Annotated in this window: 25 protein-coding genes and 1 tRNA gene; 8 read left to right on the forward strand and 18 right to left on the reverse strand. The window is 61.4% G+C overall.

Annotated elements, in window-relative coordinates:
- Nucleotides 1-40: 40 nt before the first annotated feature.
- From DND132_RS02715 to DND132_RS02725, 3 genes are read left to right on the forward strand one after another with little or no spacing between them, the layout of a single operon-like run.
- On the forward strand, nt 41-1,087 hold the full coding sequence (locus DND132_RS02715; protein WP_014321174.1) for an ABC transporter ATP-binding protein: 1,047 nt from the start codon (nt 41-43) through the stop codon (nt 1,085-1,087).
- Complete coding sequence (locus DND132_RS02720) at nt 1,084-2,025, forward strand: ABC transporter permease (RefSeq protein WP_014321175.1); 942 nt, start codon at nt 1,084-1,086, stop codon at nt 2,023-2,025. Before DND132_RS02715 ends, DND132_RS02720 begins: the two co-directional genes overlap by 4 nt.
- The gene (locus DND132_RS02725; protein ID WP_014321176.1) at nt 2,015-2,830 is read left to right on the forward strand and encodes an ABC transporter permease; all 816 of its coding nucleotides are present in this window, start codon (nt 2,015-2,017) and stop codon (nt 2,828-2,830) included. Before DND132_RS02720 ends, DND132_RS02725 begins: the two co-directional genes overlap by 11 nt.
- A gap of 186 nt (nt 2,831-3,016) precedes the next feature.
- On the opposite strand, the gene DND132_RS02730 is transcribed toward DND132_RS02725, so the two are convergent.
- The 15 genes from DND132_RS02730 to DND132_RS02800 all read right to left on the reverse strand — a co-directional run bounded on the left by DND132_RS02730 (nt 3,017) and on the right by DND132_RS02800 (nt 15,607).
- A complete protein-coding gene (locus tag DND132_RS02730) occupies nt 3,017-3,685 on the reverse strand; it encodes a PEP-CTERM sorting domain-containing protein (RefSeq protein ID WP_014321177.1) in 669 nt (222 codons plus the stop codon).
- Nucleotides 3,686-3,990: 305 nt separating this feature from the next.
- Nucleotides 3,991-4,911, reverse strand: coding sequence for a manganese-dependent inorganic pyrophosphatase (locus tag DND132_RS02735; RefSeq protein WP_014321178.1), 921 nt, complete (start codon nt 4,909-4,911; stop codon nt 3,991-3,993).
- 343 nt (nt 4,912-5,254) lie between these two features.
- Nucleotides 5,255-5,935 (reverse strand): PTS sugar transporter subunit IIC, encoded by a 681-nt coding sequence (locus DND132_RS02740; protein ID WP_041915900.1) that lies wholly within the window; start codon nt 5,933-5,935, stop codon nt 5,255-5,257.
- A 26-nt stretch (nt 5,936-5,961) separates the two neighbouring features.
- Complete coding sequence (locus DND132_RS02745) at nt 5,962-6,426, reverse strand: PTS sugar transporter subunit IIB (protein ID WP_014321180.1); 465 nt, start codon at nt 6,424-6,426, stop codon at nt 5,962-5,964.
- A gap of 10 nt (nt 6,427-6,436) precedes the next feature.
- Complete coding sequence (locus tag DND132_RS02750) at nt 6,437-6,877, reverse strand: PTS sugar transporter subunit IIA (protein ID WP_014321181.1); 441 nt, start codon at nt 6,875-6,877, stop codon at nt 6,437-6,439.
- A 2-nt stretch (nt 6,878-6,879) separates the two neighbouring features.
- On the reverse strand, nt 6,880-7,761 hold the full coding sequence (gene rapZ / locus DND132_RS02755) for an RNase adapter RapZ (RefSeq protein ID WP_014321182.1): 882 nt from the start codon (nt 7,759-7,761) through the stop codon (nt 6,880-6,882).
- Between the two features lie 18 nt (nt 7,762-7,779).
- Entirely contained in the window at nt 7,780-8,229 is a 450-nt protein-coding gene (locus tag DND132_RS02760) for a PTS sugar transporter subunit IIA (protein ID WP_014321183.1), read from the reverse strand.
- A 2-nt stretch (nt 8,230-8,231) separates the two neighbouring features.
- Nucleotides 8,232-8,774: a ribosome hibernation-promoting factor, HPF/YfiA family gene (gene hpf / locus DND132_RS02765; protein WP_014321184.1), complete on the reverse strand. Its 543-nt coding sequence runs from the start codon at nt 8,772-8,774 to the stop codon at nt 8,232-8,234.
- Nucleotides 8,775-8,808: 34 nt separating this feature from the next.
- A complete protein-coding gene (rpoN, locus tag DND132_RS02770) occupies nt 8,809-10,218 on the reverse strand; it encodes an RNA polymerase factor sigma-54 (protein ID WP_014321185.1) in 1,410 nt (469 codons plus the stop codon).
- Between the two features lie 236 nt (nt 10,219-10,454).
- Nucleotides 10,455-11,180: an LPS export ABC transporter ATP-binding protein gene (lptB, locus tag DND132_RS02775; protein WP_014321186.1), complete on the reverse strand. Its 726-nt coding sequence runs from the start codon at nt 11,178-11,180 to the stop codon at nt 10,455-10,457.
- A complete protein-coding gene (locus tag DND132_RS02780; protein WP_148266932.1) occupies nt 11,181-11,987 on the reverse strand; it encodes an LptA/OstA family protein in 807 nt (268 codons plus the stop codon).
- A gap of 31 nt (nt 11,988-12,018) precedes the next feature.
- Entirely contained in the window at nt 12,019-12,636 is a 618-nt protein-coding gene (gene lptC, locus DND132_RS02785; protein WP_014321188.1) for an LPS export ABC transporter periplasmic protein LptC, read from the reverse strand.
- A complete protein-coding gene (locus tag DND132_RS02790; protein ID WP_014321189.1) occupies nt 12,637-13,161 on the reverse strand; it encodes a KdsC family phosphatase in 525 nt (174 codons plus the stop codon). It abuts the gene before it with no gap.
- Nucleotides 13,154-13,957: a 3-deoxy-8-phosphooctulonate synthase gene (gene kdsA / locus DND132_RS02795; RefSeq protein ID WP_014321190.1), complete on the reverse strand. Its 804-nt coding sequence runs from the start codon at nt 13,955-13,957 to the stop codon at nt 13,154-13,156. Before kdsA ends, DND132_RS02790 begins: the two co-directional genes overlap by 8 nt.
- 3 nt (nt 13,958-13,960) lie before the next feature.
- Complete coding sequence (locus DND132_RS02800; RefSeq protein ID WP_014321191.1) at nt 13,961-15,607, reverse strand: CTP synthase; 1,647 nt, start codon at nt 15,605-15,607, stop codon at nt 13,961-13,963.
- A 173-nt stretch (nt 15,608-15,780) separates the two neighbouring features.
- Between DND132_RS02800 and DND132_RS02805 the strand changes: the two genes are divergently transcribed.
- The 5 genes from DND132_RS02805 (at nt 15,781) to DND132_RS02825 (ending at nt 19,757) form a co-directional block, all read left to right on the forward strand.
- Nucleotides 15,781-16,596 carry a phosphoribosylformylglycinamidine synthase subunit PurQ gene (locus tag DND132_RS02805; protein WP_014321192.1) on the forward strand — a complete coding sequence of 272 codons (816 nt, stop codon included), beginning with the start codon at nt 15,781-15,783 and terminating at the stop codon, nt 16,594-16,596.
- 9 nt (nt 16,597-16,605) lie between these two features.
- Nucleotides 16,606-17,088 (forward strand): nucleoside deaminase, encoded by a 483-nt coding sequence (locus DND132_RS02810; protein ID WP_041915901.1) that lies wholly within the window; start codon nt 16,606-16,608, stop codon nt 17,086-17,088.
- Between the two features lie 75 nt (nt 17,089-17,163).
- Complete coding sequence (locus DND132_RS02815; RefSeq protein WP_014321194.1) at nt 17,164-17,550, forward strand: NifB/NifX family molybdenum-iron cluster-binding protein; 387 nt, start codon at nt 17,164-17,166, stop codon at nt 17,548-17,550.
- Between the two features lie 230 nt (nt 17,551-17,780).
- Nucleotides 17,781-17,876 (forward strand) — tRNA-Ser (locus DND132_RS02820).
- A gap of 141 nt (nt 17,877-18,017) precedes the next feature.
- The gene (locus DND132_RS02825) at nt 18,018-19,757 is read left to right on the forward strand and encodes a site-specific integrase (RefSeq protein ID WP_014321195.1); all 1,740 of its coding nucleotides are present in this window, start codon (nt 18,018-18,020) and stop codon (nt 19,755-19,757) included.
- A 249-nt stretch (nt 19,758-20,006) separates the two neighbouring features.
- On the opposite strand, the gene DND132_RS02830 is transcribed toward DND132_RS02825, so the two are convergent.
- From DND132_RS02830 to DND132_RS02840, 3 genes are all read right to left on the reverse strand, one after another.
- Complete coding sequence (locus DND132_RS02830) at nt 20,007-20,921, reverse strand: hypothetical protein (RefSeq protein WP_014321196.1); 915 nt, start codon at nt 20,919-20,921, stop codon at nt 20,007-20,009.
- 414 nt (nt 20,922-21,335) lie between these two features.
- Nucleotides 21,336-22,835, reverse strand: coding sequence for a restriction endonuclease subunit S (locus DND132_RS02835; RefSeq protein ID WP_014321198.1), 1,500 nt, complete (start codon nt 22,833-22,835; stop codon nt 21,336-21,338).
- A complete protein-coding gene (locus tag DND132_RS02840; protein WP_014321199.1) occupies nt 22,828-24,264 on the reverse strand; it encodes a type I restriction-modification system subunit M in 1,437 nt (478 codons plus the stop codon). Before DND132_RS02840 ends, DND132_RS02835 begins: the two co-directional genes overlap by 8 nt.
- Between the last annotated feature and the right edge of the window lie 5 nt (nt 24,265-24,269).

Below are 24,269 nucleotides of genomic sequence, written 5' to 3' on the forward strand. Positions count from 1 at the left end.
AGGGCCGCCCCGCCCCTGAAACCTCAAGACAAGACGCACCATGAGCACTGCAATCGGATTTCTGGATGTCAGCCGTCACTACGGCGAGGTCAAAGCCCTGGACCACGTCTCCTTCGGCGTGGAGGAGGGCGAATTCTTTTCCATGCTCGGCCCCTCGGGTTCGGGCAAGACCACGAGTCTGCGGCTCATCGCCGGGTTCGAAACCACCACCTCGGGCCGGGTGTTCATCGACGGCCAGGAGGCCCAGGAGATCCCGCCCTACAACCGCAACGTGAACACGGTCTTCCAGGACTACGCCCTGTTCCCGCACATGACCATTCTCGAAAACGTGGCCTACGGGCTGATGGTCAAGGGCATGCCCAGGAAGGAATACCGGCGCAAGGCCGAGGCCATGCTCGAACTGGTCAAGCTCCGCGACGTGGGCAGGCGCAAGCCCGCCCAGCTGTCCGGCGGCCAGCGCCAGCGCATCGCCCTGGCCCGCGCCCTGGTCAACCAGCCGCGCGTCCTGCTTCTGGACGAACCGCTCGGCGCCCTCGACCTCAAGCTGCGCAAGCAGATGCAGCTGGAACTCAAGTCCCTCCAGCGCCAGCTCGGCATCACCTTCGTCTACGTGACCCACGACCAGGACGAGGCCCTATCCATGAGCGACCGCGTGGCCGTGTTCCACAACGGGCGCATCGAGCAGATCGGCACGCCCGAGGCCATCTACGAACGCCCGGAATCGCCATTCGTGGCCGACTTCGTGGGCGACGCCAACGTCCTGGCCCCGGAACACGCCCGCGACTTCTGCCCGGACGGGTGTACCTGCTCCATCCGGCCCGAGCGCATCGTCTTCGTCGACGGGGCCCTGGCCCCGGACGCCTACTGGAAGGCCGAGGGCACGGTGCTCGACGTCAACTACCACGGAGCCAACGTCCAGTACGCCATGCAGCTGGCAAACGGCGCACCCGTCACGGTCTCCGTGGCCACGGGCGGGGTCTGCGCCGCGCCCGCCGTGGAACCGGGCACGGTTCGCGAGATCGCCTGGCTCAAGTCCGACATGCGGGTCTTCGGTGCCGGGAGGGGTGCCGGAGGGGGTGCCGCGTGACCACCGCCGCCATGACGCGTTCCTCGTCCGGGCTGACCGGCAGGATATCCACCTTCTTCTTCCGCAGGCCCACGCTCTTCCTGCTGGCCCTGCTGACCCCGCCCCTGCTCTGGCTGGGGATCATCTACCTCGGCTCGCTCTTCTCCCTGCTCGTCCAGAGCCTGTTCTCCATCGACGAGTTCACGGGGATGATCGTCCACAAGCCGACCTTCGACACCCTGCTCCAGCTGTTCACCCCGGCCAACCTGGACATCGTCATCCGCACGGTGGTCATGGCCTCGGTCGTGACCCTGGCCTCAAGCGCCATCGCCTTTCCCATCGCCTACTACATGGCCCGGTACGCCCGGGGCCGCCTCAAGGCCCTGCTCTACCTGGCCATCATGCTGCCGCTGTGGTCCAGCTACCTGGTGCGCGTCTACTCCTGGAAGCTCATCCTGGCCAAGGAGGGCATCCTGACCTGGATCCTGGCCAAGCTGGGGCTGACCCCGCTGCTGAACTCGGTCCTGGCCCTGCCCGTGGTTGGCGGGTCGTCCCTTTCCGTCAGCTATATCGGGACCTTCCTGGTCTTCCTGTACATCTGGATGCCGTACATGATCCTGCCCATTCAGGCCTCCCTGGAGCGGGTGCCGTCCTCCCTGCTCGAGGCCTCGGCCGACCTGGGCGCGCAGCCGAACCAGACCTTCCGCACGGTCATCCTGCCCCTGGCCTTTCCCGGCGTGGTGGCGGGCTCCATCTTCACCTTCTCCCTGACGCTCGGCGACTACATCATCCCCGGCATCATCGGCTCGTCCCGCTACTTCATCGGCCAGGCCGTCTACACCCACCAGGGCATCGCGGGCAACATCCCCCTGGCGGCCGCCTTTTCCATCGTGCCCATCGTGATCATGTCCATCTACCTGACCATCGCCAAACGACTGGGGGCCTTCGATGCACTCTAAAGCCGACACACGGGCCACCCTGAGCCTGCGTCTGGCCACCTGGGGCGGCATGCTCTTCCTGCACCTCCCCTTCCTGTTCATCCTGCTCTACGCCTTTTCCACCGAGGAGAAGTCCTACCAGTTCCCGCCGCCGGGCCTGACCACCAAGTGGTTCGCCGTGGCCTTCGGCCGCCAGGACATCTGGGACGCCATCTCCCTGTCCCTGCGGGTGGCGAGCGTCTCGACGATCATCTCCCTGACCCTGGGCACCCTGGCCGCGGCCGCGCTGTACAAGCGCCGCTTCTTCGGCAAGGAGGCCATCTCCCTGCTGATCATCCTGCCCATCGCCCTGCCCGGCGTGATCACCGGCATCTCCCTGCGCAGCGCCTTCCACCTGCTGCACATCCCGTTCAGCACCTGGACCATCGTCCTGGGTCACGCCACCTTCTGCATCGTGGTGGTCTACAACAACGCCGTGGCCCGGTTCCGGCGCGTCTCCGGCTCCCAGATCGAGGCCTCCATGGATCTCGGCGCGGACGGTTTCCAGACCTTCCGCCACGTGGTCCTGCCGAACATCGCCACGGCCCTGCTGGCGGGCGGCATGCTGGCCTTCGCCCTGAGCTTCGACGAGGTCATCGTGACCACCTTCACGGCGGGCCAGGAGACCACCCTGCCCATCTGGATGCTGACCGAGCTGATCCGCCCCCGGCAGCGCCCGGTGACCAACGTGGTGGCCATCTTCATCATGGCCATCACCTTCATCCCCATCCTGCTCGCCTATTACTGGATCCGCGACGGCGAGGATGTGGAAGGCGGCAGCAAGTAGGGGCTGTGGGATCGCCCCCGATCCCGAGGTCTCCATACCGGGCATAGGTTCGTGTGGAATTGCCGTAAAAAAACCCCGTCCCATGGAAAATGGGACGGGGTTTTTCATGCCCGGAGTATGGACGCGACGGGGCATGCGCGGTTTTCTGCGCAGCCCCTTCGCAAGGGAGGTCCCGTCGTTGCCGGTTTACCTGCGGCGCGCCCGGGCTCGGGCGACCCCCAGGGCGCTCAACAGCCCCAGGCCAAAGAGAATGATGGTCGAGGGTTCGGGAACCGGCGTCGTTTCGATGGTCAGGGCGCCTGAATAATAGATTGTCTCCGGGCTTTGGGTGTCCATCTGGGCAAGATAGAACGGCACGAGCGGTATCAGCTCGGAAAGATCCAGGATGATGTTCGCGATCTGGTTTTCGGCCAGGGAGAAGGTCCAGCCCAGGGCAAAGGAGACGTCGTCGTCATTCCCCCAAGGCAGGGCATTGGTGTTGTCGAGGGCGCCGGCCAGCACGTGGGTGTAGATGTCCCCGAACAGGAAGCCCGGCTCATCGATTTCCCACATCATGCCGGGAGCGGGGACACCGACCGCCGCGCCGTATTCGTTGAAGAAGGTGTTCAGCGGCTCGTCGATCTCATAATCGAAAAAGGCGATGAACGTGTGGCTTCCCGCTTCGCTGGTGGACCAGCTCAGCTCACCCAAGCCGTCGGTCAGGCTGCCGCTTACCGGCATGTCGCCGGAAGTGGTAATGACGCCGTCGATGTTGAATGCCCAGTCGTACAGGGTGATGGACGGATTGGCGAAGGCTTCGGAGGTGACGAGGCAGAAACACAAAACGACCAGCCAAAGGAATCTACGGATGTTCATGTTACGGTTCCTTTTGTTGAGTTCGTGTGTATTGTTTCCCAGCAATAAACATTCCTTAATATAACGTGCTGAAATCCGGGGGCGGTATCGTCACATTCCCGCCCGATTTGTCAATTTTGTCGACGGACGTGTCAAATCGACCGACAGGATTCCCTGCCGATGTGCCCCGTTTCCGCCCCGCCGCCCTTTTTTCCCCATGCGGGATTTGGGCTGCGGCCGAGGCGACCGGGGCCGGACAACGCAAAAGGCCCGCCAGCACAACGCTGACGGGCCCGACTTTGCGCACTGTCAGTAGTATGGAACTACTAGGCTTCGAAGGCCTTGATGAAGTTGGGGGCGACCTGCTTCTTGCGGCTCATGACGCCTTCCAGCCAGACCGGCTCGCCCTTGGTGGCGATGCCGAAGGCCTTCTCGACCACGGACGGATCGTCGGAGGCGATGAGCATCTCGGAGCCTTCCTTCATGATGTCGGTCAGGAGCAGGAAGACGGAGTGGCGGCCTTCGGCCTTGACCTTCTCGATCTCGGCCTGCAGGGCGGCCTTGTGGGCATCCAGCATGGACAGGTCCACGACTTCCAGCTGGCCGATGCCGACCTTGTTGCCGGACATGTCGAAGTCCTTGTAGTCGCGGAAGACCAGCTCGCTGGCGGCGGCGCCGTCAACGGCGGACTTGACCTTGAACATCTCCATGCCCAGGGCCATGACGTCGGACACACCGGCGATCTTGGCCAGGGCTTCGACGGCGGCCTTGTCGGCGTCGGTGCAGGTGACGGACTTGAACATGACGGTGTCGCTCAGGATGGCGCACAGCATGATGCCGGCGATGTTGGCCGGAATCTCGACGTTGTAGAAGTCGTACATGGACTTCAGCACGGTGGCGGAACAGCCCACGGGCCAGACCCACATTTCCAGCGGACCGGCGGTGGTGATGTCACCCAGCTTGTGGTGATCGACGACGGCAAGGAGCTCACCCTTGTCCAGGTTGTCGATGGTCTGGGAGATGTCGGTGTGGTCCACCAGGATGATCTTCTGATCGGTGGCGTCGGTGACGATCTCGGGAGCGGCGAAGCCGAACTTGCCGAGCACGAAGGCGGTCTCCGGAGCGATCTCGCCCTGGGTCACGGCCTTGGCTTCCATGCCACGTTTGCTGTACAGATCGGCGGCACCGATCGCGGAAGCGACGGTGTCGGTGTCAGGGTTCTTGTGTCCAACAACCAAAATAGCCATATCAAGTCCTCCTAATTAAATTATCCCATATATGGATTTGAGCATCAAAAAAACAGAATGTGACAGATATCACAAACTGCCCCGCCTGCCAAGCTAAAAGCGCAGCCAAAGTAAGAAAAGCGCGAAAAGATTTGCGCCTGTCGCGGAACCGCCATAATTCCGCCTCAGCCCGCGTCTGCCAAGGCTTTTGGGAGACACGTCCGGTCGCTGATTTTGCTCGGAAAATCCTTCGGGACGAGTCGGTCCCGGCGTCAACCATGTGAAGAGGATCGCAAACTCGTCGCGCGTGCAGGTCGGCATGCAGTGCGGTCCGGCACGAAAACGGCGCGGGACCGCAGCGGGATCAGATGCCGAAGTCGGGCAGGATCAGGAACAGGGCGACGATGACGATGCCCGTGGCCAGGATGACATATGCACGCTTCAGTCGCAGGGCCATGAGCCCGCCCAGGGAGGCGGCCACCCAGAGATGGGCCCAGGTCACGCCCAGGTGCAGGAAGATCGGCGGATAGAAGGCGAAGAAGACGTCCAACCCCAGCTTGAGGATGAGGATGGCCGCCAGGAAGGTGATCCAGCCCATGAGCAGCCCGCGGGCCATGGAGCGCAGAATGAGCGCGCCGGGCAGGTGCTTGGACCTCGGATTGCGCGCCCAGTTGAGCAGCGCGTTGTAACTGCCCTGCTCCCGTTCGCGCAGCCACCCTTCCACCTTGGTGCCGATCCAGGCCAGGGGCATGCTGGCGAAGAGCACGAACATGATCCGGGACGGCTGGTCCAGCCCGAACCATGTGGTCAAGGCCAGGGCCGCGAAGGTGGCCGCCGTGAGCTGCGGCGGGATGTAGGTCCCGGCCGGGATGAGGTCGAGCCAGAAGAGTTCGAAGAAGATGGCGATGTACAGGCTGGTGGTGTATTCCCCCGTGGCCGCGCCCCAGAAGAAGCCCACCACCAGGGGGCGCTCAAGCAGGCCGATGCTTACGGTCGAGCGGAACTGGGAAAAGAGGGCAAAAAAAAAGCGACCAGGGCGAACCAGGCGAGTGAATGCTGGGCGAGCATGGTCTAGAACCTCACCTGCACGGGGTCGTTGGGCACGCAGCGGAAATCGAGTTCCACGCCCTGGCGGTTCAGCTGGCGCAGGCAGGTCTCGTCCTCGTCGGACAGGGCCACGCTCGGGGAGATCTGGCGCTTGCCCGGGCTGTAGTGGACGTTGCCGATGTTCAGTACGTGGAAGCCGAACCCGGAGTCGAAGGCCCGGCGGGCGTCGGCACAGCTGGAAAACAGGAGGATGGCCCCGCCGTCGCCGGCATTGGAACACATGCGGGCCATGGCCGAGGGGACCTCGTCCACGGTGATGAAGGAGCTCTTCACGGCCTGGGGGATGGCCAGGGACATGATCTCCTGCTGGAGGATATCGTGGGCCAGCTCGTCGTTGGCCACGATAACGGTCTTGGCGCCGGTGTAGGGCAGCCACGTCTCGATGATCTGGCCGTGAATCAAGCGGTTGTCGATACGAACGAGAGTCACGGCACCATCCCTACTTTTTCGTCGCTTTTTTGCGCAGCATCGCCCCGGCGACCTTGATTCCCTGCTGCCCCGCCACCATGGCCTTTTCGGCCAGGTCGGGCAACGTCAGGGAGCGGGCCTGGAGGGTGGCCACGAGCATGGGCAGGTTGACGCCGGTGATGACCTCGAGATTTTCCGATTTCATCAGGGACAGGGACATGGTCGTGGGCGAACCGCCGAACAGGTCGGTCAGGGCCATGACGCCCTTGCCCTGCTCCACGGACTGGATCGCCTTGCGCACATTTTCCAGGGCCTCGTCCACGCCCTTGTTCACGTCGATGCCCACGGCCAGGCAGTTCTCCTGGGGACCCAGGACCATCTCGGCCGCCTTGAGCAGGGTCTCGCCGAAGCTGCCGTGGGTGACCAGCACCACGCCGATCACGCCGGATTTCTTGTCAGTCTGTGCAACCATGTCTATCCGAGTTCCATGTGTCGATGTTCGATCGAAACCGTATACCCCTTTTCCTTCAGGGTTGCCAGTACCGACTCGGCCACGGAAACCGACCGGTGGCGGCCGCCGGTGCAGCCCAGGGCCAGGGTGATCCTGTAGCGCCCTTCCTCGGCGTACAGAGGCAGAAGATAGAGCAGAAAATCGTGGAACCGCCGGATGAAGCCCTGCCCCGTGGGATTGTCCAGGACGTAGTCGGACACGGCCTTGTCCAGGCCGGACAGGGAGCGCAGGGACTTGTCGAAATATGGATTGGGCAGGAAGCGGAGGTCGAAGACCAGGTCCGCCTCGGACGGCACGCCGTACTTGAAGCCGAAGGTGATGATGTGCACCCGCATGCCCAGCCCCACGTCCTCCAGGGCCGACCACTTGGTCTGGATGACCCGGCGCAGGTCGTGGATGGAGTAGTCCGTGGTGTCCAGGACCAGGGCCGCGCCCGAGCGGACAGGCGCCAGGAGCTTCTTCTCCATCTCCAGGGCCGCTTCCAGGCCGAGGTTGCGGCTCTCCAGCGGATGGGGACGGCGGGTGGTGGCGTAGCGGCGGACCAGTTCGGCCATCTTGGCCTCGAGAAAGAGGACCTGCGGGGTGATGCCCAACTCGGCGAACCCCTCCAGGGCCTTTCCCCAGCCGTCCACGAACTCGAACTGGCGCAGGTCCATGCCGAGCGCCATGCCGCGGTACTTGGTGTCGAAGGTCAGGATGAGCTCGGCCAGCTTGGGCGACATCTCGGAGGGCAGCCCGTCGATACAGAAAAATCCCAGGTCCTCGAAGACCTTGAGGGCGGTGCTCTTGCCGGACCCGGAAAGTCCGGTGACGATCACCACGGGAAAGGGATTGGTCGAGGTCAACGGAGTCCGCCCATGGAGTTACACGCTCTTGAGGAGGGCCCAGAGCCCTTCGACGTCCTCGGCCGACAGGAACGCCTTGCGGAATTCCTCGTCCTTGAGGAGACGGGATATCTGGGCCAGGACGCGCAGGTGCATGCCCGCCACCTGCTCCGGGGCCAGGACCAGGAAGAAAATGGTACAGGGCCTGTGGTCGAGAGCCTCGAACTCCACGCCCTTGAGGCTGCGGCCCACGACCACGATGACCTTTCCCAGATCCTCAAGCTTGCCGTGGGGGATGGCGATGCCGTCGCCGATACCGGTGGAGCCCAGCCCCTCGCGGTCGAGAAGGACACGGACCGCATGGTCCGTGTCCATCTCTGGATATTGCTCGCCCAGGGGGGCGACGAGTTCTTGCAGCACGTCCGACTTGGTCTCGGACTTGAGCTCGGGAAGGATCAGTTCCTTCGCCAGGTAATCACTGAGTTTCATGCTTAGTTACCGGGGTCTATGAGGCCGTAATCGCCGTTCTTTCTCTTGTAGATAACGTTGACGCCATCGGTCTCCGCGTTGAGGAAGACCAGGAATTCCTTGTCGCGGGCATCAAGCTGCATGGCGGCCTCTTCCACGGACATGGGCTTGGGCTCGTATGCATCGCTGCCGACGATGGTGGGCGACGAACCGGAAGCAAGGTCCTCGTAGGACAGGTAGTTCATCTGCACCAATTTATTGGGACTCGCCTGCCTGGGGCGATTCTTCATCTTTTCACGCATCTTGCGAAGCTGGGCTTCCAGCTTGTCCAGGACCATGTCTATGGTGGAGTACATGTCTTCCGAGTCTTCATAGGCCGAGATGTGAATGCGATCCGAGTTCAGGATCACGTCCGCCTTGTGGCGGAACTTATCGACCAGCAGGTTGACCTGGAGATCTGCCTCCGCATCGGAAACGTATTTCGCTACCTTTTCAAAACGCTTTTCCGCATACCCCTTGAGGTGATCGGAAGGCTCGAAGTTCTTGAAAGTGAAGCTGATGTTCATACGCTGCCTCCTGGTTGTGAGTGCCAAGCAGGGACTAGAAGTACTGCTTGCGTTTTGAAGACGAAGCAATGCCCATTGCCGAGCGGTATTTGGCGACCGTACGCCGGGCGATGTTCACTTCCAGCTTTTCCTGGAGGATCTCGCCGATGCGCTCGTCGCTGAGCGGTTTCTTCGTGTCTTCGTCTGCGATCATTTGCTTGATGAGCGCCTTGACGCTCTCCGAACCCACCTGGGAACCGTCGTTCAGGTCCAGGGCCGAGTTGAAGAAGAACTTCAGCTCGAAGATGCCGTGAGGGGTCGAAACATACTTGTTGGTCGTGATTCGGCTCACGGTGGACTCGTGCATCTCGATGTCTTCCGCCACCTCCTTGAGGATCAGGGGTTTGAGTTTCGTCACGCCTTCCTCGAAGAAGGCCCTCTGGAAGCCGACAATGCTTTCGACTACTTTATACAGGGTTCGCTGCCGCTGGTACAGACTTTTCATCAACCATGCGGCGGAACGCATCTTTTCCTGAAAATATTCCTTCTCCTTGTCGGCCGCGCCCTTCATGGAATCCATGTAGAAGGTGTTCATCTGAAGGCGGGGCATGCCGTCCTCGTTGAGGATGATGACGAAGTCCTCGCCGTACTTGTAGACGAAGACGTCGGGGCTGACATAGTGCGGTTCGGTGCTGGAAAAATTGGCGCCCGGCATGGGGTCGAGGGTCTGGATCAGGTCCAGGTAGGCCTTGAGGTCCTCCATGGAGATCTTGAACTTGCGGGCCAGGGGCTTGTAGCGGTTCTTCTCCAGGTCCTCCAGGTGGTCGCGCACCAGGGAGATGAGCGTCGGATCGTCGTAGCCCAGGACCTCCATCTGGACCAGCAGGCACTCCTGCGGGGTGCGGGAGCCGACGCCCACGGGGTCGAGATGCTGGATGCGGGTCAGGACGGACTCGACCTCCTCCGGGGTGGCCTGGACCATGGCGGTCAGTTCCTCCATGGAGGCCTGGAGGTAGCCGTTGGAGTCGAGATTGCCGAGGATGACGTCGCCGATGGCCAGTTCGTGCTCGGTGAAGCTGGACAGGCGCATCTGCCAGTTGAGATGCCCTTCCAGGGAGGGCTTGGAGGCCAGGCGGGCTTCGAAGGACATGCCCTCCTCCGGCATCTCCAGGTCGCGGGACAGGGCCTGCTTGGAGGTGGAGGAGAATTCGCCGAGGTAGTTCTCCCAGTCCGCGTTGCGGACCAGTTCCTCCTCGGCCTGGGATTCGGTCAGGACCTCCGCCTTGTCCGGGACCTCGGTCTCGGTCTCGGTCTCGTCCAGGAAAGGATTCTCCAACAATTCCTGCTGCACCGTCTCCAGCAGTTCAAGCCGCGAAAGTTGCAGCAGCTTGATGGCCTGCTGCAACTGGGGCGTCATGACCAGTTGCTGTGAGAGCTTGAGCTGTTGCCGAAGTTCCAATCCCATGATTCATCACCCGCTTGAGGTTGTATTTATCGGCTGCCGGATAACGAAAATTTTTTTCATTCGGCAGCCATTTTTTTCAGTTCGACTATGTCACAGTGAATTAAAGGATGCAACACAATTGTGATAACATCCTGTTTCTATTGCAAATTCAACGGGCATATTTCTGGTATGAAAAAAGTGTACCAACCTTTGCGAACGGTGTAAATCGGGAAAGCGGAAAAAGATGCGGAAAAGGCTCAGAGACGGAAATCCTCGCCCAGATATATCTGCCGGGCGCGGCTGGACTTGACGATCTCGTCCGGCCCTCCCTCCAGGATGACCGTGCCCTCGTAGACCAGGTAGGCGCGGTCGCAGATATTCAACGTCTCCCTGACGTTGTGGTCGGAAATGAGGATGCCGATCTCCATGGACTTGAGCACGGAGATGATCTCCTGGATGTCGATGACCGCGATGGGGTCGATGCCCGCGAAGGGCTCGTCCAGGAGGATGAACTGGGGGGCGAGGATGAGCGCCCTGGCGATCTCGAGCCTGCGCCGCTCGCCGCCGGACAGGAACATGGCCGCCTGGTCCGCCAGCTTGGTGATGGTGAACATCTCCAGGAGCTCGTCGGCCCGGACGCGCTGCTGCTTCGAGGTCAGGCCGGTCTGCTCCAGGATGATCTGGAGGTTCTGGCGCACGGTCAGCTTGCGGAAGATGGAGCTCTCCTGGGGCAGGTAGCTGACCCCCATGCGGGCGCGCTCGTGCAGGGGCTTGTCCGTAAGCGGCCGCCCGTTCAGGGTGACCTCGCCGGTGTTGGGCTGGACGATGCCCACGAGCATGTAGAACGTGGTCGTCTTGCCCGCTCCGTTGGGGCCGAGCAGGCCGACCACCTCGCGGGCGTTGAGCTCGATGTTGATCCCGTGGACGACCTCTTTCTGGCCGTACCGCTTGGACAAATTGGTGGCACGCAGTCCTTCCGCCATCTACTGCACCTTGAGATTGCCGGGGGTCATGAAGATGGCCTTGACGCGCTGCTCGCCGCCGATGACCTCGGACCGGTCGTCCTTGATGTGGAAGTTGATGACTTCGCCGGTCAGGGAGTTGGGGCCGTCCTGAAGCTTGGGATTCCGCTCCATCTTGAGCAGCTGCGGACCCACCAGGTAGGTCAGCTTGCCGCAGGTCCCCTCGGTGGTCCCCTTTTTGGCCCGGACGTTGCCCTCGGCCACGATGCGGTCCACGCTGTCGGCGGAGAACTTCTTGTCGGTCCTGGCCGAGAGGTAGGCCGAGAGCTTGTCGGCCCACAGGGTCAGCTCGCCGTGGGTGGCGACCACGTTGCCCACGAAGGCGATGACCTTGCCGGTCTCGTCGTAGGTCATGCGGTCGGAGGTGATCCTGACCGGCATGCGGCTCGGGTCCACGCCCACCGGGACGGGGGCGGGCGGCGGGGTTTCGGCCACCTCGGCCTTGACCTCGCCCTCGCCGGAATCGGCCTTGGGCGCCGGGGCGGGCGCGGCCGGCGTCTCCTCGACCACCTTGAGATACTTGGCGTTGGCGTAGCCCACGGCCTTGGCGAGGTCGCGGTCCTTTTCACCCAGTTCGAACACGGCCACCCAGCCGTCCTTGGGGAAGTCCGTGCGCACCCGCTGGCCCTTGGCCAGGGTGACCACGTGCTCCGCTCCCGGGGCGGGCGCCTTGCGCACGTTCAGGTTGACCATGGCCTCGCGCACCTCGCCCCAGTCCTGGGCCTGGGCCCGAACCGGCACCAGCAGCAGGGCCAGCATCAGCAGCATTCCCGTATGGCGAACCGTTTTTCGCAACGTCTTATTCCTTGTTTTCGATCAAAGGGCTCTTTCCCAGCCCCTCGGGGGCCAGCAGGGCTTCCACCCCGCCCGCGGCCACCAGTTGTCTCGTGACCAGGTCGATCTCCATGGCCTTGGCCTGGACGGTCATGTCCGGTCGGCGCACGGTGACGCCGCCCTTGAGGTACACCTTACCGATTGCGCCCACATAATCAAGGTACTGGGCGTCCAGGGCCAGATTGCCGAACCGGCCGCTGACCCCGTCGTAGAGCGACAGGTTGTCGTTCTCCTGATCCACCTCGCCGCGGTCGGCCTGGACGTAGACCTCCTGGCGGTCCGCGCCGAAAAAGGCGGTCAGCTGGGGAAAGTCCACGGCGATGATGCCGAGTTCCTGGTTGTACTTGGCGCTCTTGGCCAGCAGCTTCCAGGACAGGCTCCCCTGCTTGCCCTGGACCAACTCGATGTCTTCGGCCGAGACGTCGGCGTCGGCGAACATGTCCTCGCGGGACACGGCCGGTTTGGCGGCGGTGTCCGCGTTCTCCAGGATGGGATCGGAAAAGAAGAGGGAGTTCACGGCCAGGCCGAGAAGCAGGCCGAGACCGAAGATGACGAACAGAACCAGAGCGGGGCGCCCTCTCATCTAGTCCACCCAGTGCTTGAGGGCCTGTTCCTTGAGGCCGCGCGCCTCGAGGATGAAGGCGATGGCTTCACGGACCGCGCCGTGTCCGCCCGAACGGGTGGACACCCAGTCCGCGGCCTCGACGGCCTCGGGCACCGCATTGGGCACGCACAGGGCCAGCCCTGCGCGGCGCATGACGGCCAGGTCGATCCAGTCGTCGCCCATGTAGGCGGCCTCCTCGGGGGCAACCCCCGCCTTTTCGCACATCTCCTCGAAAAGCGGGACCTTGCGGTGATGTCCGGCGTAGTAGTACTTGATGCCCAGCTCGCGGACGCGGTTTTCCACCGGCCTCTGGTTCAGGCCGGTGATGACCCCGATCTCAAGGCCCACGGCCTGGGCCATCTTGATGCCGAGGCCGTCCTGCACGTTGAAGCGTTTCATGAGGAGGCCCTCGTCGCCGTAGTACAGGCCGCCGTCGGTCAGCACCCCGTCTACGTCGAGCACCAGCAGCTTGATCTTCCGCGCCAGCGCGGTCGCGTCAGCCACGGACGACCTCCCACAGGGCCAGGAGCCGGTTGAGCAGCCCCTCCACCTGATTGAGCGGCAGGGAGTTGGGGCCGTCGCACAGGGCTCTGTCCGGGTCGGGATGAACCTCCATGAACACGCCGTCCACGCCCGCGGCCACGGCGGCCGAGGCCAGGACCGGGACGTATTCGCGCTGCCCGCCCGAGGCCCCGCCCAGTCCGCCGGGCAGCTGCACCGAGTGGGTGGCGTCCATGATCACCGGCACGCCGAAGGCCTGCATCTGCGGGATGGAACGCATGTCCACCACCAGGTTGTTGTAGCCGTAGGTGGAGCCGCGCTCGGTCAGCCAGATGCGGTCGTTGCCCGCCGCGCGGAGCTTTTCGACCACGTTCTTCATGTCCCAGGGGGCCAGGAACTGGCCCTTCTTGACGTTGACCACCCTGCCGGTGCGGGCGGCGGCCATCAGCAGATCGGTCTGGCGGCAGAGAAAGGCCGGGATCTGGAGGACATCGGCCACCTCGGCCACGGGCGCGGCCTGTTCCGGATGGTGGATATCCGTGACCACAGGCAGCCCCGTGGCCGCCTTGACCTCGGCCAGGATGGCGAGCCCCTCCTCCATGCCCGGTCCCCTGAAGCTGGTCAGGGAGGTCCGGTTGGCCTTGTCGAAGGAGCTCTTGTAGACGATGGGGAGGCCGAGCTTCGAGGCCAGCCCGGCGAGGACGTCGGCGGTCTGAAGCGCGGTCTCCCGGCTTTCAATGGCGCAGGGTCCGGCCAGAATGAACGGGCCGGACCTGCTGGCTTGATAAAGGTCTGCCATCTGCTACTTCTTGGCCATCTTGGCCTTCTCATCCTTGGCGGCCCGGATGAACTCCCGGAACAGCGGGTGCGGGTGCATGGGATTGGACTTGAATTCCGGGTGGAACTGACAGCCCAGGAACCAGGGATGGCCGGGCAGCTCCACGATCTCCACCAGGGACTCGTCCGGGGCGGTGCCGGACAGGACCATGCCGTTTTGCTCGAACTGCTCGATGTACTTGTTGTTGTACTCGAACCGGTGGCGGTGCCGCTCGTCGATGTTCACGGCCTTGTAGGCCTCGAAGGCCTTGGTGTCCTTCTTGAGCTTGCACGGGTAGGAGCCGAGCCGCATGGTGCCGCCCTTTTCGGACTCCTCGCAGCGGGTCTCGGTCTTCTTGGTCCGGAAGTCGAACCACTCCTTCATCAGGTAGATGATGTTGTGCGGGGTGGTCTTGTCGAACTCCTCGGAGTTGGCCCCTTCCAGGCCGATGACGTTGCGGGCGAACTCGATGCAGGCGCACTGCATGCCCAGGCAGATGCCGAAGAAGGGAACCTTGTTCTCGCGGGCGTACTTGATGGACAGGATCTTGCCCTCGATGCCGCGCGAGCCGAACCCGCCGGGCACCAGGATGCCGTCCAGTCCCTTGAGCTTCTTGTCCACGTTGGCCGGGGTGACCTTCTCGGAGTTGACGTATTCGAGCTCCACCTTGACCTCGTTGGCCACGCCGCCGTGGATGAGGGCCTCATGCAGGCTCTTGTAGGCCTCGGTCAGGTCCACGTACTTGCCGACGATGCCGATCTTGACCGAGCCCTTGGGGTTGTCCAGGGCATGGACGAGATTCTCCCAGGGGGTCAGCTCGGCGTTCTTGGCGGGCAGCTTGAGCAGGATGGCGATCTTCTGGTCCACGCCCTCGTTGTAGAATTCCAGCGGCACCTTGTAGATGTTGTCCACGTCCACGCCGGTGAACACGGCGTCCTGGTCAACGTCGCAGAACAGGGCGATCTTCTTCTTGAGGTCGTCGGGCAGGCGCACCTCGGAGCGGGCGATGATGATGTCGGGCTGGATGCCCACGCTGCGCAGTTCCTTGACCGAGTGCTGGGTGGGCTTGGTCTTCAGCTCGCCCGCGGCCTTGATGTACGGCACCAGGGTCAGGTGGATGAACAGAACGTTCTCCTTGCCCAGGTCGTTCTTGAGCTGGCGGATGGCCTCCAGGAACGGCTGGCCCTCGATGTCGCCCACGGTGCCGCCGATCTCGATCAGGGCCACATCCTCGCCGTTGGGCAGGTTGATGACCGCCTCCTTGATGGCGTCGGTGATGTGCGGGATGACCTGCACGGTGCCGCCCAGGTAGTCGCCGCGGCGCTCCTTCTGGATGACGGAATAGTAGATGGAACCGGAGGTGTAGTTGTTCTGCTGGCTCAGGGCCGTGCCGAGATAGCGCTCGTAGTGGCCGAGGTCGAGGTCGGTTTCGGCGCCGTCGTCGGTGACGTAGACCTCGCCGTGCTGGAAGGGGTTCATGGTGCCGGGGTCAACGTTGATGTAGGGATCGAGTTTCTGGATGGTCGCCTTGAGGCCGCGGGCCTGGAGGAGTGCCCCGATGGATGCCGCGGCCAGACCCTTGCCCAGGGAGGAAAGAACACCACCGGTAATAAATATGAACTTGGTTTTCATACGTCAGGAAGCCCCTTCGTTAAGCTTGAATTATAAGGATATATCATCACCGGCTTCGTCCACCGGTCATGTTGACTGTCGTGCGTCGGACACGTATGTTCCTGCCCAGCACGGCGCTGCTTTGCAAATTTTGCAGGGTACTGCGACAAAGTCAATATGAAGAGGAGATTTTCATGGCCCGCGTCAACGCACTCGTCATCACCGGATACGGCACCAACTGCGAAAAGGAATCCGCCTACGCCCTGCGGGAAGCGGGCGCGGATCATGCCGATATCGTTTATTTTTCCGACCTCGCAGCGGGCCATGTCCGCATGGACGACTACAATTACCTGCTCTGCCCCGGCGGATTTCTCGACGGCGACGACCTGGGCGCGGCCCAGGCGGCGGCCCTGCGCTGGCGGTGGTCCAACGACGCGGACGGCAAGCCCGTTCTGGATCAGCTGAAGGCCTTTTTCGACAAGGGCGGCATCATCCTCGGCATCTGCAACGGCTTCCAGCTGCTGTGCAAGCTCGGCCTGCTTCCGGCCGTGGGCGGGCGCTACTTCGAACGCCAGGTGTCCCTGTCCTACAACGACTCCGGCCGGTTCGAGGACCGCTGGGTGCGGCTCAAGACCAACCCGGCCTCGCCCTGCGTGTTCACCAAGGGCATCGACTACCTCGACGTGCCCATCCGCCACGGCGAGGGCAAGATCATCCCCATGGATGAAAACATCTTCCGGGCCCTGCAGGACGACAATCTCATCGCGGTGCAGTACGTCCACCCCGAGACCCGCGAAGTGACCCTGGAGTACCCCTACAATCCCAACGGATCGCCGCTCGGCATCGCCGGGCTGACCGACCCCACCGGGCGCATCCTGGGCCTCATGCCCCACCCCGAGGCGTACAATCACAAGACCAACCATCCGTCCTGGACCCGGGGCACCGACCCGGACATCCCGCTCGGCCTGACCATGCTCGAAGCCGGGGTGCGCTACCTGAAGGACAGGTAGCCCTTGGCCCTGCCCGTCGCGCCCCCGCCGCCCGCAGGAACCACCTGGCGCGATCTCATGGACGTGGCCTTCGGCGAGGCGTGCAAGGCGGCCCAGGCGGGCGAGGCCCCCGTGGGCGCGGCCCTGTTCACGCCCACCGGCACCCTGCTCGCCTCGGCCCACAACCGGCCCATCGCCGCCCACGACCCCACGGGCCACGCGGAGATTCTCTGCCTGCGCGAGGCGGCCCGCGTGCTGCGCAACTACCGGCTGCCGGACACGATCCTGGCCGTGACCCTGGAGCCCTGCCTGATGTGCACGGGCGCGCTGATCCACGCCCGGGTGGCCGGGGTGGTCTTCGCGGCCCGCGACGAGCGCGCCGGGGCCCTGGTCTCCAACATGCAGGGGTGCGCCCTGCCCTTCACCAACCACCGGCTGTGGACCGTGGAGGGTGTCATGGGCAACGAATGCTCGGCCCTGCTCAAGCGGTTCTTCCTGGAGCGGAGAAAATAGGCCGCCCCCCTTTACAACGGAGCGCCGCGCCTTATTATCCCCCATTCAGACCATTCATTTATTCAGGAGAGACACATGATCATCGCACTGCCCACCCGCGAAGGACTCATCGACGACCATTTCGGCCATTGCGACCACTACACCCTGGTCACGGTCGAGGATAACCGGATCACCTTCAGCGAACGCATGGATTCCCCCCAGGGCTGCGGCTGCAAGTCCGACATCGCCCCGATCCTGGCCGAGCGCGGCGTCAAGGTCATGCTCGCCGGCAACATGGGCGAGGGCGCGCTGAACATCCTGCGCAACGCGGGCATCGACGTGGTCCGGGGCTGTTCCGGCCCCATCGAGAAGGTCCTGGAAAAATGGCTGTCCGGCGAGCTCAAGGACAACCAGATCACCTGCGACCACCACGACTGCGACCACCACGACGGCCCCGCCCTGAGCAAGCTCAAACCGCTCTAGGCCCCCGCCGCACCGAATATCCCCGAAGCCCCCGAGCCCACCCGCCGGGGGCTTTCTTTCGCCTACCCCTCCTCTTTACGCACACCCCGTCCGCGCCAATCAAGTCACGGCCCTTCCGCGCCCCAACGCCAGGCCTGCCCCTGGCCACCGGCGAACAAAGCCAAAAGGTGCTTGCCACTTGCGCCGAGTCTGTTTATATAGCCCTTCCACGCCGACACACGGCGCATCCAGGAGAGGTAGCGAAGTCCGGCCGTAACGCGCTCGACTCGAAATCGAGTTACGAGTTAATAGCTCGTACGTGGGTTCGAATCCCACCCTCTCCGCCACGAATGAGATAAGGTCTTGCGAAAGCGAGACCTTTTTTCGTTCTTGCGGGGAAAGAGTGGCCGAGCCGCTTTCAGCACCATCCGAACTCGGACCATTTTCGGACCATCTGCCCGAAATGGCCTGTTCAGGGAGCCGAAAGCATGAGCCATATCGTCCTTGACGGGAGCACCCATCACTTCCGTTATCGCGTTCCGCAGCAGTTCCATTCCGTCATCGGTCAGCAGGTCATCAAGGTGAGCCTGAAGACTGGCAACAAGCGCCTTGCCAACCAACGGGCCGAACGGTTAGCTTCGGCGGTCCGATCCTTTTTCACCCTGTTGCCCGACACGACCATGAACACGCTCTCCCCTGCCGATCTCAAAGCCAAGCTCCGAGCCTTCCTCGAACAGTGCCTTTACGAGGACGAAGGCAAACGAGCCATGCCGCCCCTTGAGGACCGAACACCGATCCCTGCCCATTTTCCGAAAGACCATGAACCGAGCAGGCTGGAGATGTACATCGATGAGGCTGGTGCTGGGCTGGCACAGTCCGACTACACTTTCTTCGGTTCGTACATTGACCGCTTCATCACGCAGAGCGGCATTGAGGTGGCCCCGGATTCGACGGATTTTTACCGCATAGCCCGTGGCGTTTACGAGATGGTGTTCGACCTGCTGAACGTCCAACACTGCCGGGCGATGGGAGATGTGCTGGGTGAGCGGGAGTACTTGGCCAAGCTGCCTCCTGTTTCCGTTTCTCTACCGCAACCATCCATTCCTGTCCCCCTGCCCCAGCCGACGCAACCGGCTCCGGTTCTCGAAGCCGTGATGGAAAAGTACATCGAAGACAAGACCAAGTCGGAATGGGGCAAGGCCAGCATCAAGGACATCCCGCCGCAACTGCGCCGTTTCGTCGAATACGTCGGCTCCGGCATCCGCATCGACGAATTGACCCGTGACCACATGCGACTGTATCGCGACATCATCACGGGCCTGCCCAACGGCAACCACATCGCCAAGTACCGAGGCAAGACAAGAGACGAACTGCTTGCCATGGACATACCAGCGGCACATCGGCTCAAGTCCAAGTCCCTCGAAACCAACTACACCAACGTCAAATCCTTCCTGAACTGGTGTTGTGAAGAGGAGTTCCTCACGCAGGCTAATCCGTTGAAATCCGTCCTCAAGCTCGGCAAGAGCAACACCAACGCGACCACGCCCAAACGCCGAGCCTTCACCCTCGACGAATTGAAAGCCCTGTTCGAGAACAAGGACTACCACAAGGGGAAATTCACCCATGCGGCCAACTTTTGGGTACCGATCATCGCGCTCTTTTCCGGCGCACGGCTGGAGGAAATCTGCCAGCTCTACCTTGATGACATACGCGAGATCGACGGCGTCATGTGCTTCGACATCAATGCCGAGGATGACAAGGACATCAAGTCAGAGGCCGGAAAGCGGATTGTCCCCATCCATCCGTTCCTCATCGAGATCGGCCTGCTGGACCGTGTCGCCCACCTCCGAGCCAACGGAGAAGAACACCTCTTCCACCGCAGCACCTTGAGTCAAGCTGACGGCAAGCTATCCACCAACATCTCGAAGGCGTTCACCTACTTCCGGCGCAAGTATGGAATAGGCGGCAGCACCGACGAGACGAGCGAGGTGGTATTCCACTCATTCCGGCATACCGTCATCACGCTGGGCAAACACAAACGCGTTGACCGCAGGCTGGTCAAGGAAGTGGTCGGCCACGAAGAAGGTGAGTTCGAAGATGTGACCGGCGGCTACGAGGGAGCCGATCCGGTGAAGGCCAAGTTCGAGGAATTCATTTGCCAGATCGACTTCGACAAGGTGATGGACCTCGGCCATCTCAAGGGCAGCATGTGGATCACCAAGAGGTGAGTCTCGACCAGCCAAGGGCTGGAGTAGTCTTCCTGTGCGCGTCAGCATCGGCCTCTTATGCGTCCAGAAAAATCAACAGGCCGAAAATCGTCTGTAAACAGTCGGTAGTTCAACCGCCGCCAAGAGCCGGATTACCCTCGCTGTGCCTCTGGGGAAGCCTCAGTTCAAGCGCATATCCTGAAAAAAACAGGAAGCCGAAAATCGTCCAGCTTCTGTAGGACTTATGCACGAATACAGGACGACAAGACGCTAATCACTGAACTCGCGCAAGGTATCCCTGAACAAGGCCATGTCCTTCGCATCCAAGAAGATGAGGTTGTCATCCATGGCCCTGATCTTGTCCAGATACTGCTGTTTCTTGTTCAGGCTGTCCACGAGCTTGAAGTACTCCGAGGAGCCTGTCTGCCCCTGAAGTCGAGCCTCGATCTCGTGGATGTCCTGCTCCACGGCATCCAGCAACACGCGTTTGATCTCGTGATGGCAGTCATGCTTGACCGTGATCTCTTCCACCACGTCGAAGGGAACATTTTTCTCGTTCCACACGGCCCACCGCTTTCCGAGCTTTCCCCATGATTCGAAGCAGCTCGTGTGGTGAGTCGTCGGTTCATCGGACCCCATCTTTCGGAACAGCTTCTCCGGGGAGTCCGACACAACCTGCACTCGAACGGCCCGATCCTCCATCGTCCCGTCGAGATCATTGATCTTGACCCACCAGCCCTTTACCAGATTCTGAAGTTCGTCCTCGGGCATGTCGTTTTCAAGCCTGCCAAGGAGATGAAGAATCGGTACACCTCGTTGCGTTTCCGGCATGAGACGCCAGAAGAACCAACTTCGGGGGAAGTTCGCCACGAATCGCCTGCGAAGGTTGGTGATCGCACGTTTCCAGTCCTTGGGAGAGGGCGAGGTCATGCACGTCAACACGATGTAGTGCGTAGGCGTTTTGTGCAGTTTGATCTCGTTCAACGCCTTCTGGAGTGACAGCCTGCTCTTGTCCGTGAACCTGCTCCTCGACGGTGCTGCCGGTGACTTGCTGACCTTGGCCTTCTGCTTCTTCGGGCCACTCGCCTTGGGCTTGTTGTGATCAGTGATGCTGACGTACCCCGGCGCGATCCTGATGGTGTATTCGTCGTCGGGGTCGGGAATCCTGATATCGAGATCGGCCATGGTATCACCTGATTTTCTTCAATGATTTCGAGAAGTGCCGGAAGGAGATACCATCTACGTATACAGTTCGTCAAACGAGAAGAGGCTCACCGGTCAAAGTGTGCCTCCCAGAATTTTTATGCAGGTCGGTACGTGATCCGCTCGTGGGTCGTTCGAGGAGGGGGAGTCGGCATAGTTGACCCTGATTCGCCCATTCGATACTGCTGATAATGAAGGTGCGGCAGCTCTTCGCCAGACCCTTCCGAGCAGTGCTGGTAGATACCGAAGGTACTGACTTCGGATAGGAGGTGATGCCTTATGGCCAAGACCAAGTCTGGAAAGAAGAAGGTCCATGTCCCCGAACATGTCCGCACGGACAAGAACGGGAAGAAGACCAAGGTGCGCGAGCACTACCGCTCCACCCCTGAATAGGGGCTAACCGGCTGCCGCATCTTCACTTCTTGCCCGTCCTGCCTTCTTTTTTCCCTTCGCCGTTTCTCGCTCAGCCTTGATTCGCTCCAGCAGGACAGAGGCCGGTTCGTCGTTCGGGTCTTGGGGTACGAGTTCGCCTCGGAAGGCTTTGGCGAGAATGGATTGATCGAGATTGGCGACTTGGCCTATCAGCCCGATGCTGTTCTCTCTCTGTCCTTTGATGACAGCCAGAGTTTGTTTTATCTTCCGCGCAAGCTCCACCTGCTCATCTTGCGGAGGTATAGGGACGGCAAGAGCTTTCAGCTTTGAGCCGTTGATGTTCGCCTGTCCAACCTGCTGGCTCACGTTTTGTGAGACCCACTGGCGACCAAAAGGAGAGTTGATGTACCACACAACAACTTCAGGGACGATCTGCAACACTCTAACTCGAATCAAATAGGACGCGAATGAGAAGTCCTCATCAGAATCGAACATAGCAGTCTTGCCGACAAGCTCTGCACTGTTCGTCCGGTTGAAAAGGATGTCGCCATAATGCAGGCACAGCTCAGAGAGGTCTTTGTGACTGCGATCTAGATATTTCAGATTGTCATAAACAAGGTCGCCATCAACGATATTCCCCATCCGCAAGACAGGCATCTGAGTTTCATCGTCTGAGGTTTTTGCGGACGTTCCATACCTGACATCACATGCCAGTTCTTCAACCTTCGCCCAGCACCATCCTTCCGGCAGTTCCGGCAACCCGCTCGCATCAACAGGCTCCGGCTCCTTGTACTTGGCCTTCCACTTGTCGTTCTTGGGATTGATGCCCTTGGCTCGCATCTTGGCGAGTTCCGCTTCTTCCCACCGGGCGCGGCGTTCGACACGGATGCGTTCGAGGAGCTTTTCGGCTGGCTCCACATCGGGATGCTGCTCGCGCCATTCTGCGGTCAGGTCGCCACGGAAGGCGGCGGCAAGCACGGACTGCCGGAACTTCTCCAGCAGCGGCCCCACCGTCTCCAACGCCTCACGAGCACGGCGGCTCTTGGCTTGGAGCGCGTCGATCTTGTCAGCGATGCGGCGTTGTTCGTTTAGGGGAGGAACAGGAAATTCCGTTGCCTTCAGGAATTTGAAGTGCCGACTATAACCTCGGTCAGGAAGTTGAACCGTATTCAAAGCATAAGAATAGAGGTTGGTTGAAAGCGGTGAAAGGGGTTTCAAGACCTTCACCCCATCGGCACCTTGGACAAAAGGGAAATCGACAAGTTTCACACAGCGCGTGTGATCACCAAACACAATGACGGGTAAATCTCCCTCAAAAGCAAGATCAAATTTGTCTGTTGCCCCACCGATGAGCGCAACCCCTTGATCAACAACAGCAAGCGGAGCATTCTCGATGTATTCTTTTTGTTTTACCTTTTTGGTAGAAGATGTCAGATCTTCAAAAATGTCTTGAAAAACTGCCCAATCCCATTGAACTGGCAACTCCTCGGTGCTCCATTTCCCTTTGTCTGCCTGCTTAGCCATCAAGTTCCCCACCTTCACCCAACATCCCCACCAGTTCTTCTATCTCCTGCATGGCAATCCTCAGATTCTCCATGATCTGGCCTGCCAACTCTTCCGGTTCCGGCAGGTCTTCGGCATGGTCGGCATTCTCGTCGCGGAGCCAAGTGATATCGAGGTTGTCGGCCCGCTTGGCGATGTCGTCTCGCGAATAGCAGCGGAAGCGGCCTTCCTCGCCCTGATCCACTCGTTCGGAGCCGCCGTTGGGATCGTCGCCGTAGGCCTGCTCGAAAGCGGAGAAGTGAGCGCGAGTGAGCGGGGTGCGTTTGCCGAAGCTGGGCATGTTGGTCCGCAGGTCGTAGACCCAGACCGCCTTGGTGTTGCCCTTGTCCGTCTCGCCGCGCTGGAAGAACAGGACGTTGGTCTTGACGCCCTGTGCGTAGAAGATGCCGGTAGGCAGACGTAGGATCGTATGCAGGTTGCACTTGTCCATGAGGTCGGTGCGAATCTTCCGACCCGTGTTGTCCTCGAAGAGCACGTTGTCGGGCAGGACCACGGCGGCACGGCCACCGGGCTTCAAGCCCCTGTAGACGTGCTGAAGGAAGGCAAGCTGGCGGTTGTTGGTCGGGAAGGTGAAATCCTCACGGCGCGTGTGGCCTCCGCCTGTTGCCGTGCCGAACGGCGGGTTCGTCAGGATGACATCCGCCTTCGGCATGGATGCCCCCTGCGGCCCGAGGGTGTCGCCGAGCGCAATGGGGGTCTCGATGCCGTGCAGCATCAAGTTCATCAGGCAGAGGCGGTGAACGTCCTGCACCAACTCCATGCCTTGGAAGGCCTGCCGCCGTTGGAAGTTCTGCTTCGACTCCGGCAGGTTGTACAGGTTGCCGGTGCGCTCCCGAATGTAGGCGTCCGCGTTGATCAGGAAGCCGCCCGTTCCCGCTGCCGGGTCTTGGATGACCTCCCCGGCCTGCGGTTGCATCAACTCAACCATGACTTCGATAAGCCGACGCGGTGTGAAGTACTGTCCGGCTCCCCGCTTGGACTCGGTGGCGTTCTTTTCGAGCAACCCCTCGTACAGGTCGCCGAGACCTTCTTCCCGTGCGCTGTACCAGTCCAGTTCATCGAGGGAATCCACAAGTTTCCGCAGGTTCTTGGGCTGCTGGATGAAGCTGGAGGCGTTAGCATAGATGTCCTGTACCAGCTTCGATCCTTGAGTGCCGAGGTCGATGAGCAGCTTCTTGTAGAACGTGAGTTGCTCCACACCGTCCATCTCGACCAGTTTCTTCCAGTGGTAAGCCTCGGGAAGCTGGTCTTCCTTCTCGGTCTCCTCCGCCATCTTCAGAAAGAGGAGGTATGTCAGCTCGTTTACGTACTGGTGGTAGGTGACACCGTCACCCCAAAGTATATCGCAGAGCTTCCACAGCTTCTGCACGATGTCTTGTGTTGTGGTCATGTTAT

The organism is Pseudodesulfovibrio mercurii (genome assembly GCF_000189295.2).
GTDB classification, from domain to species: domain Bacteria; phylum Desulfobacterota; class Desulfovibrionia; order Desulfovibrionales; family Desulfovibrionaceae; genus Pseudodesulfovibrio; species Pseudodesulfovibrio mercurii.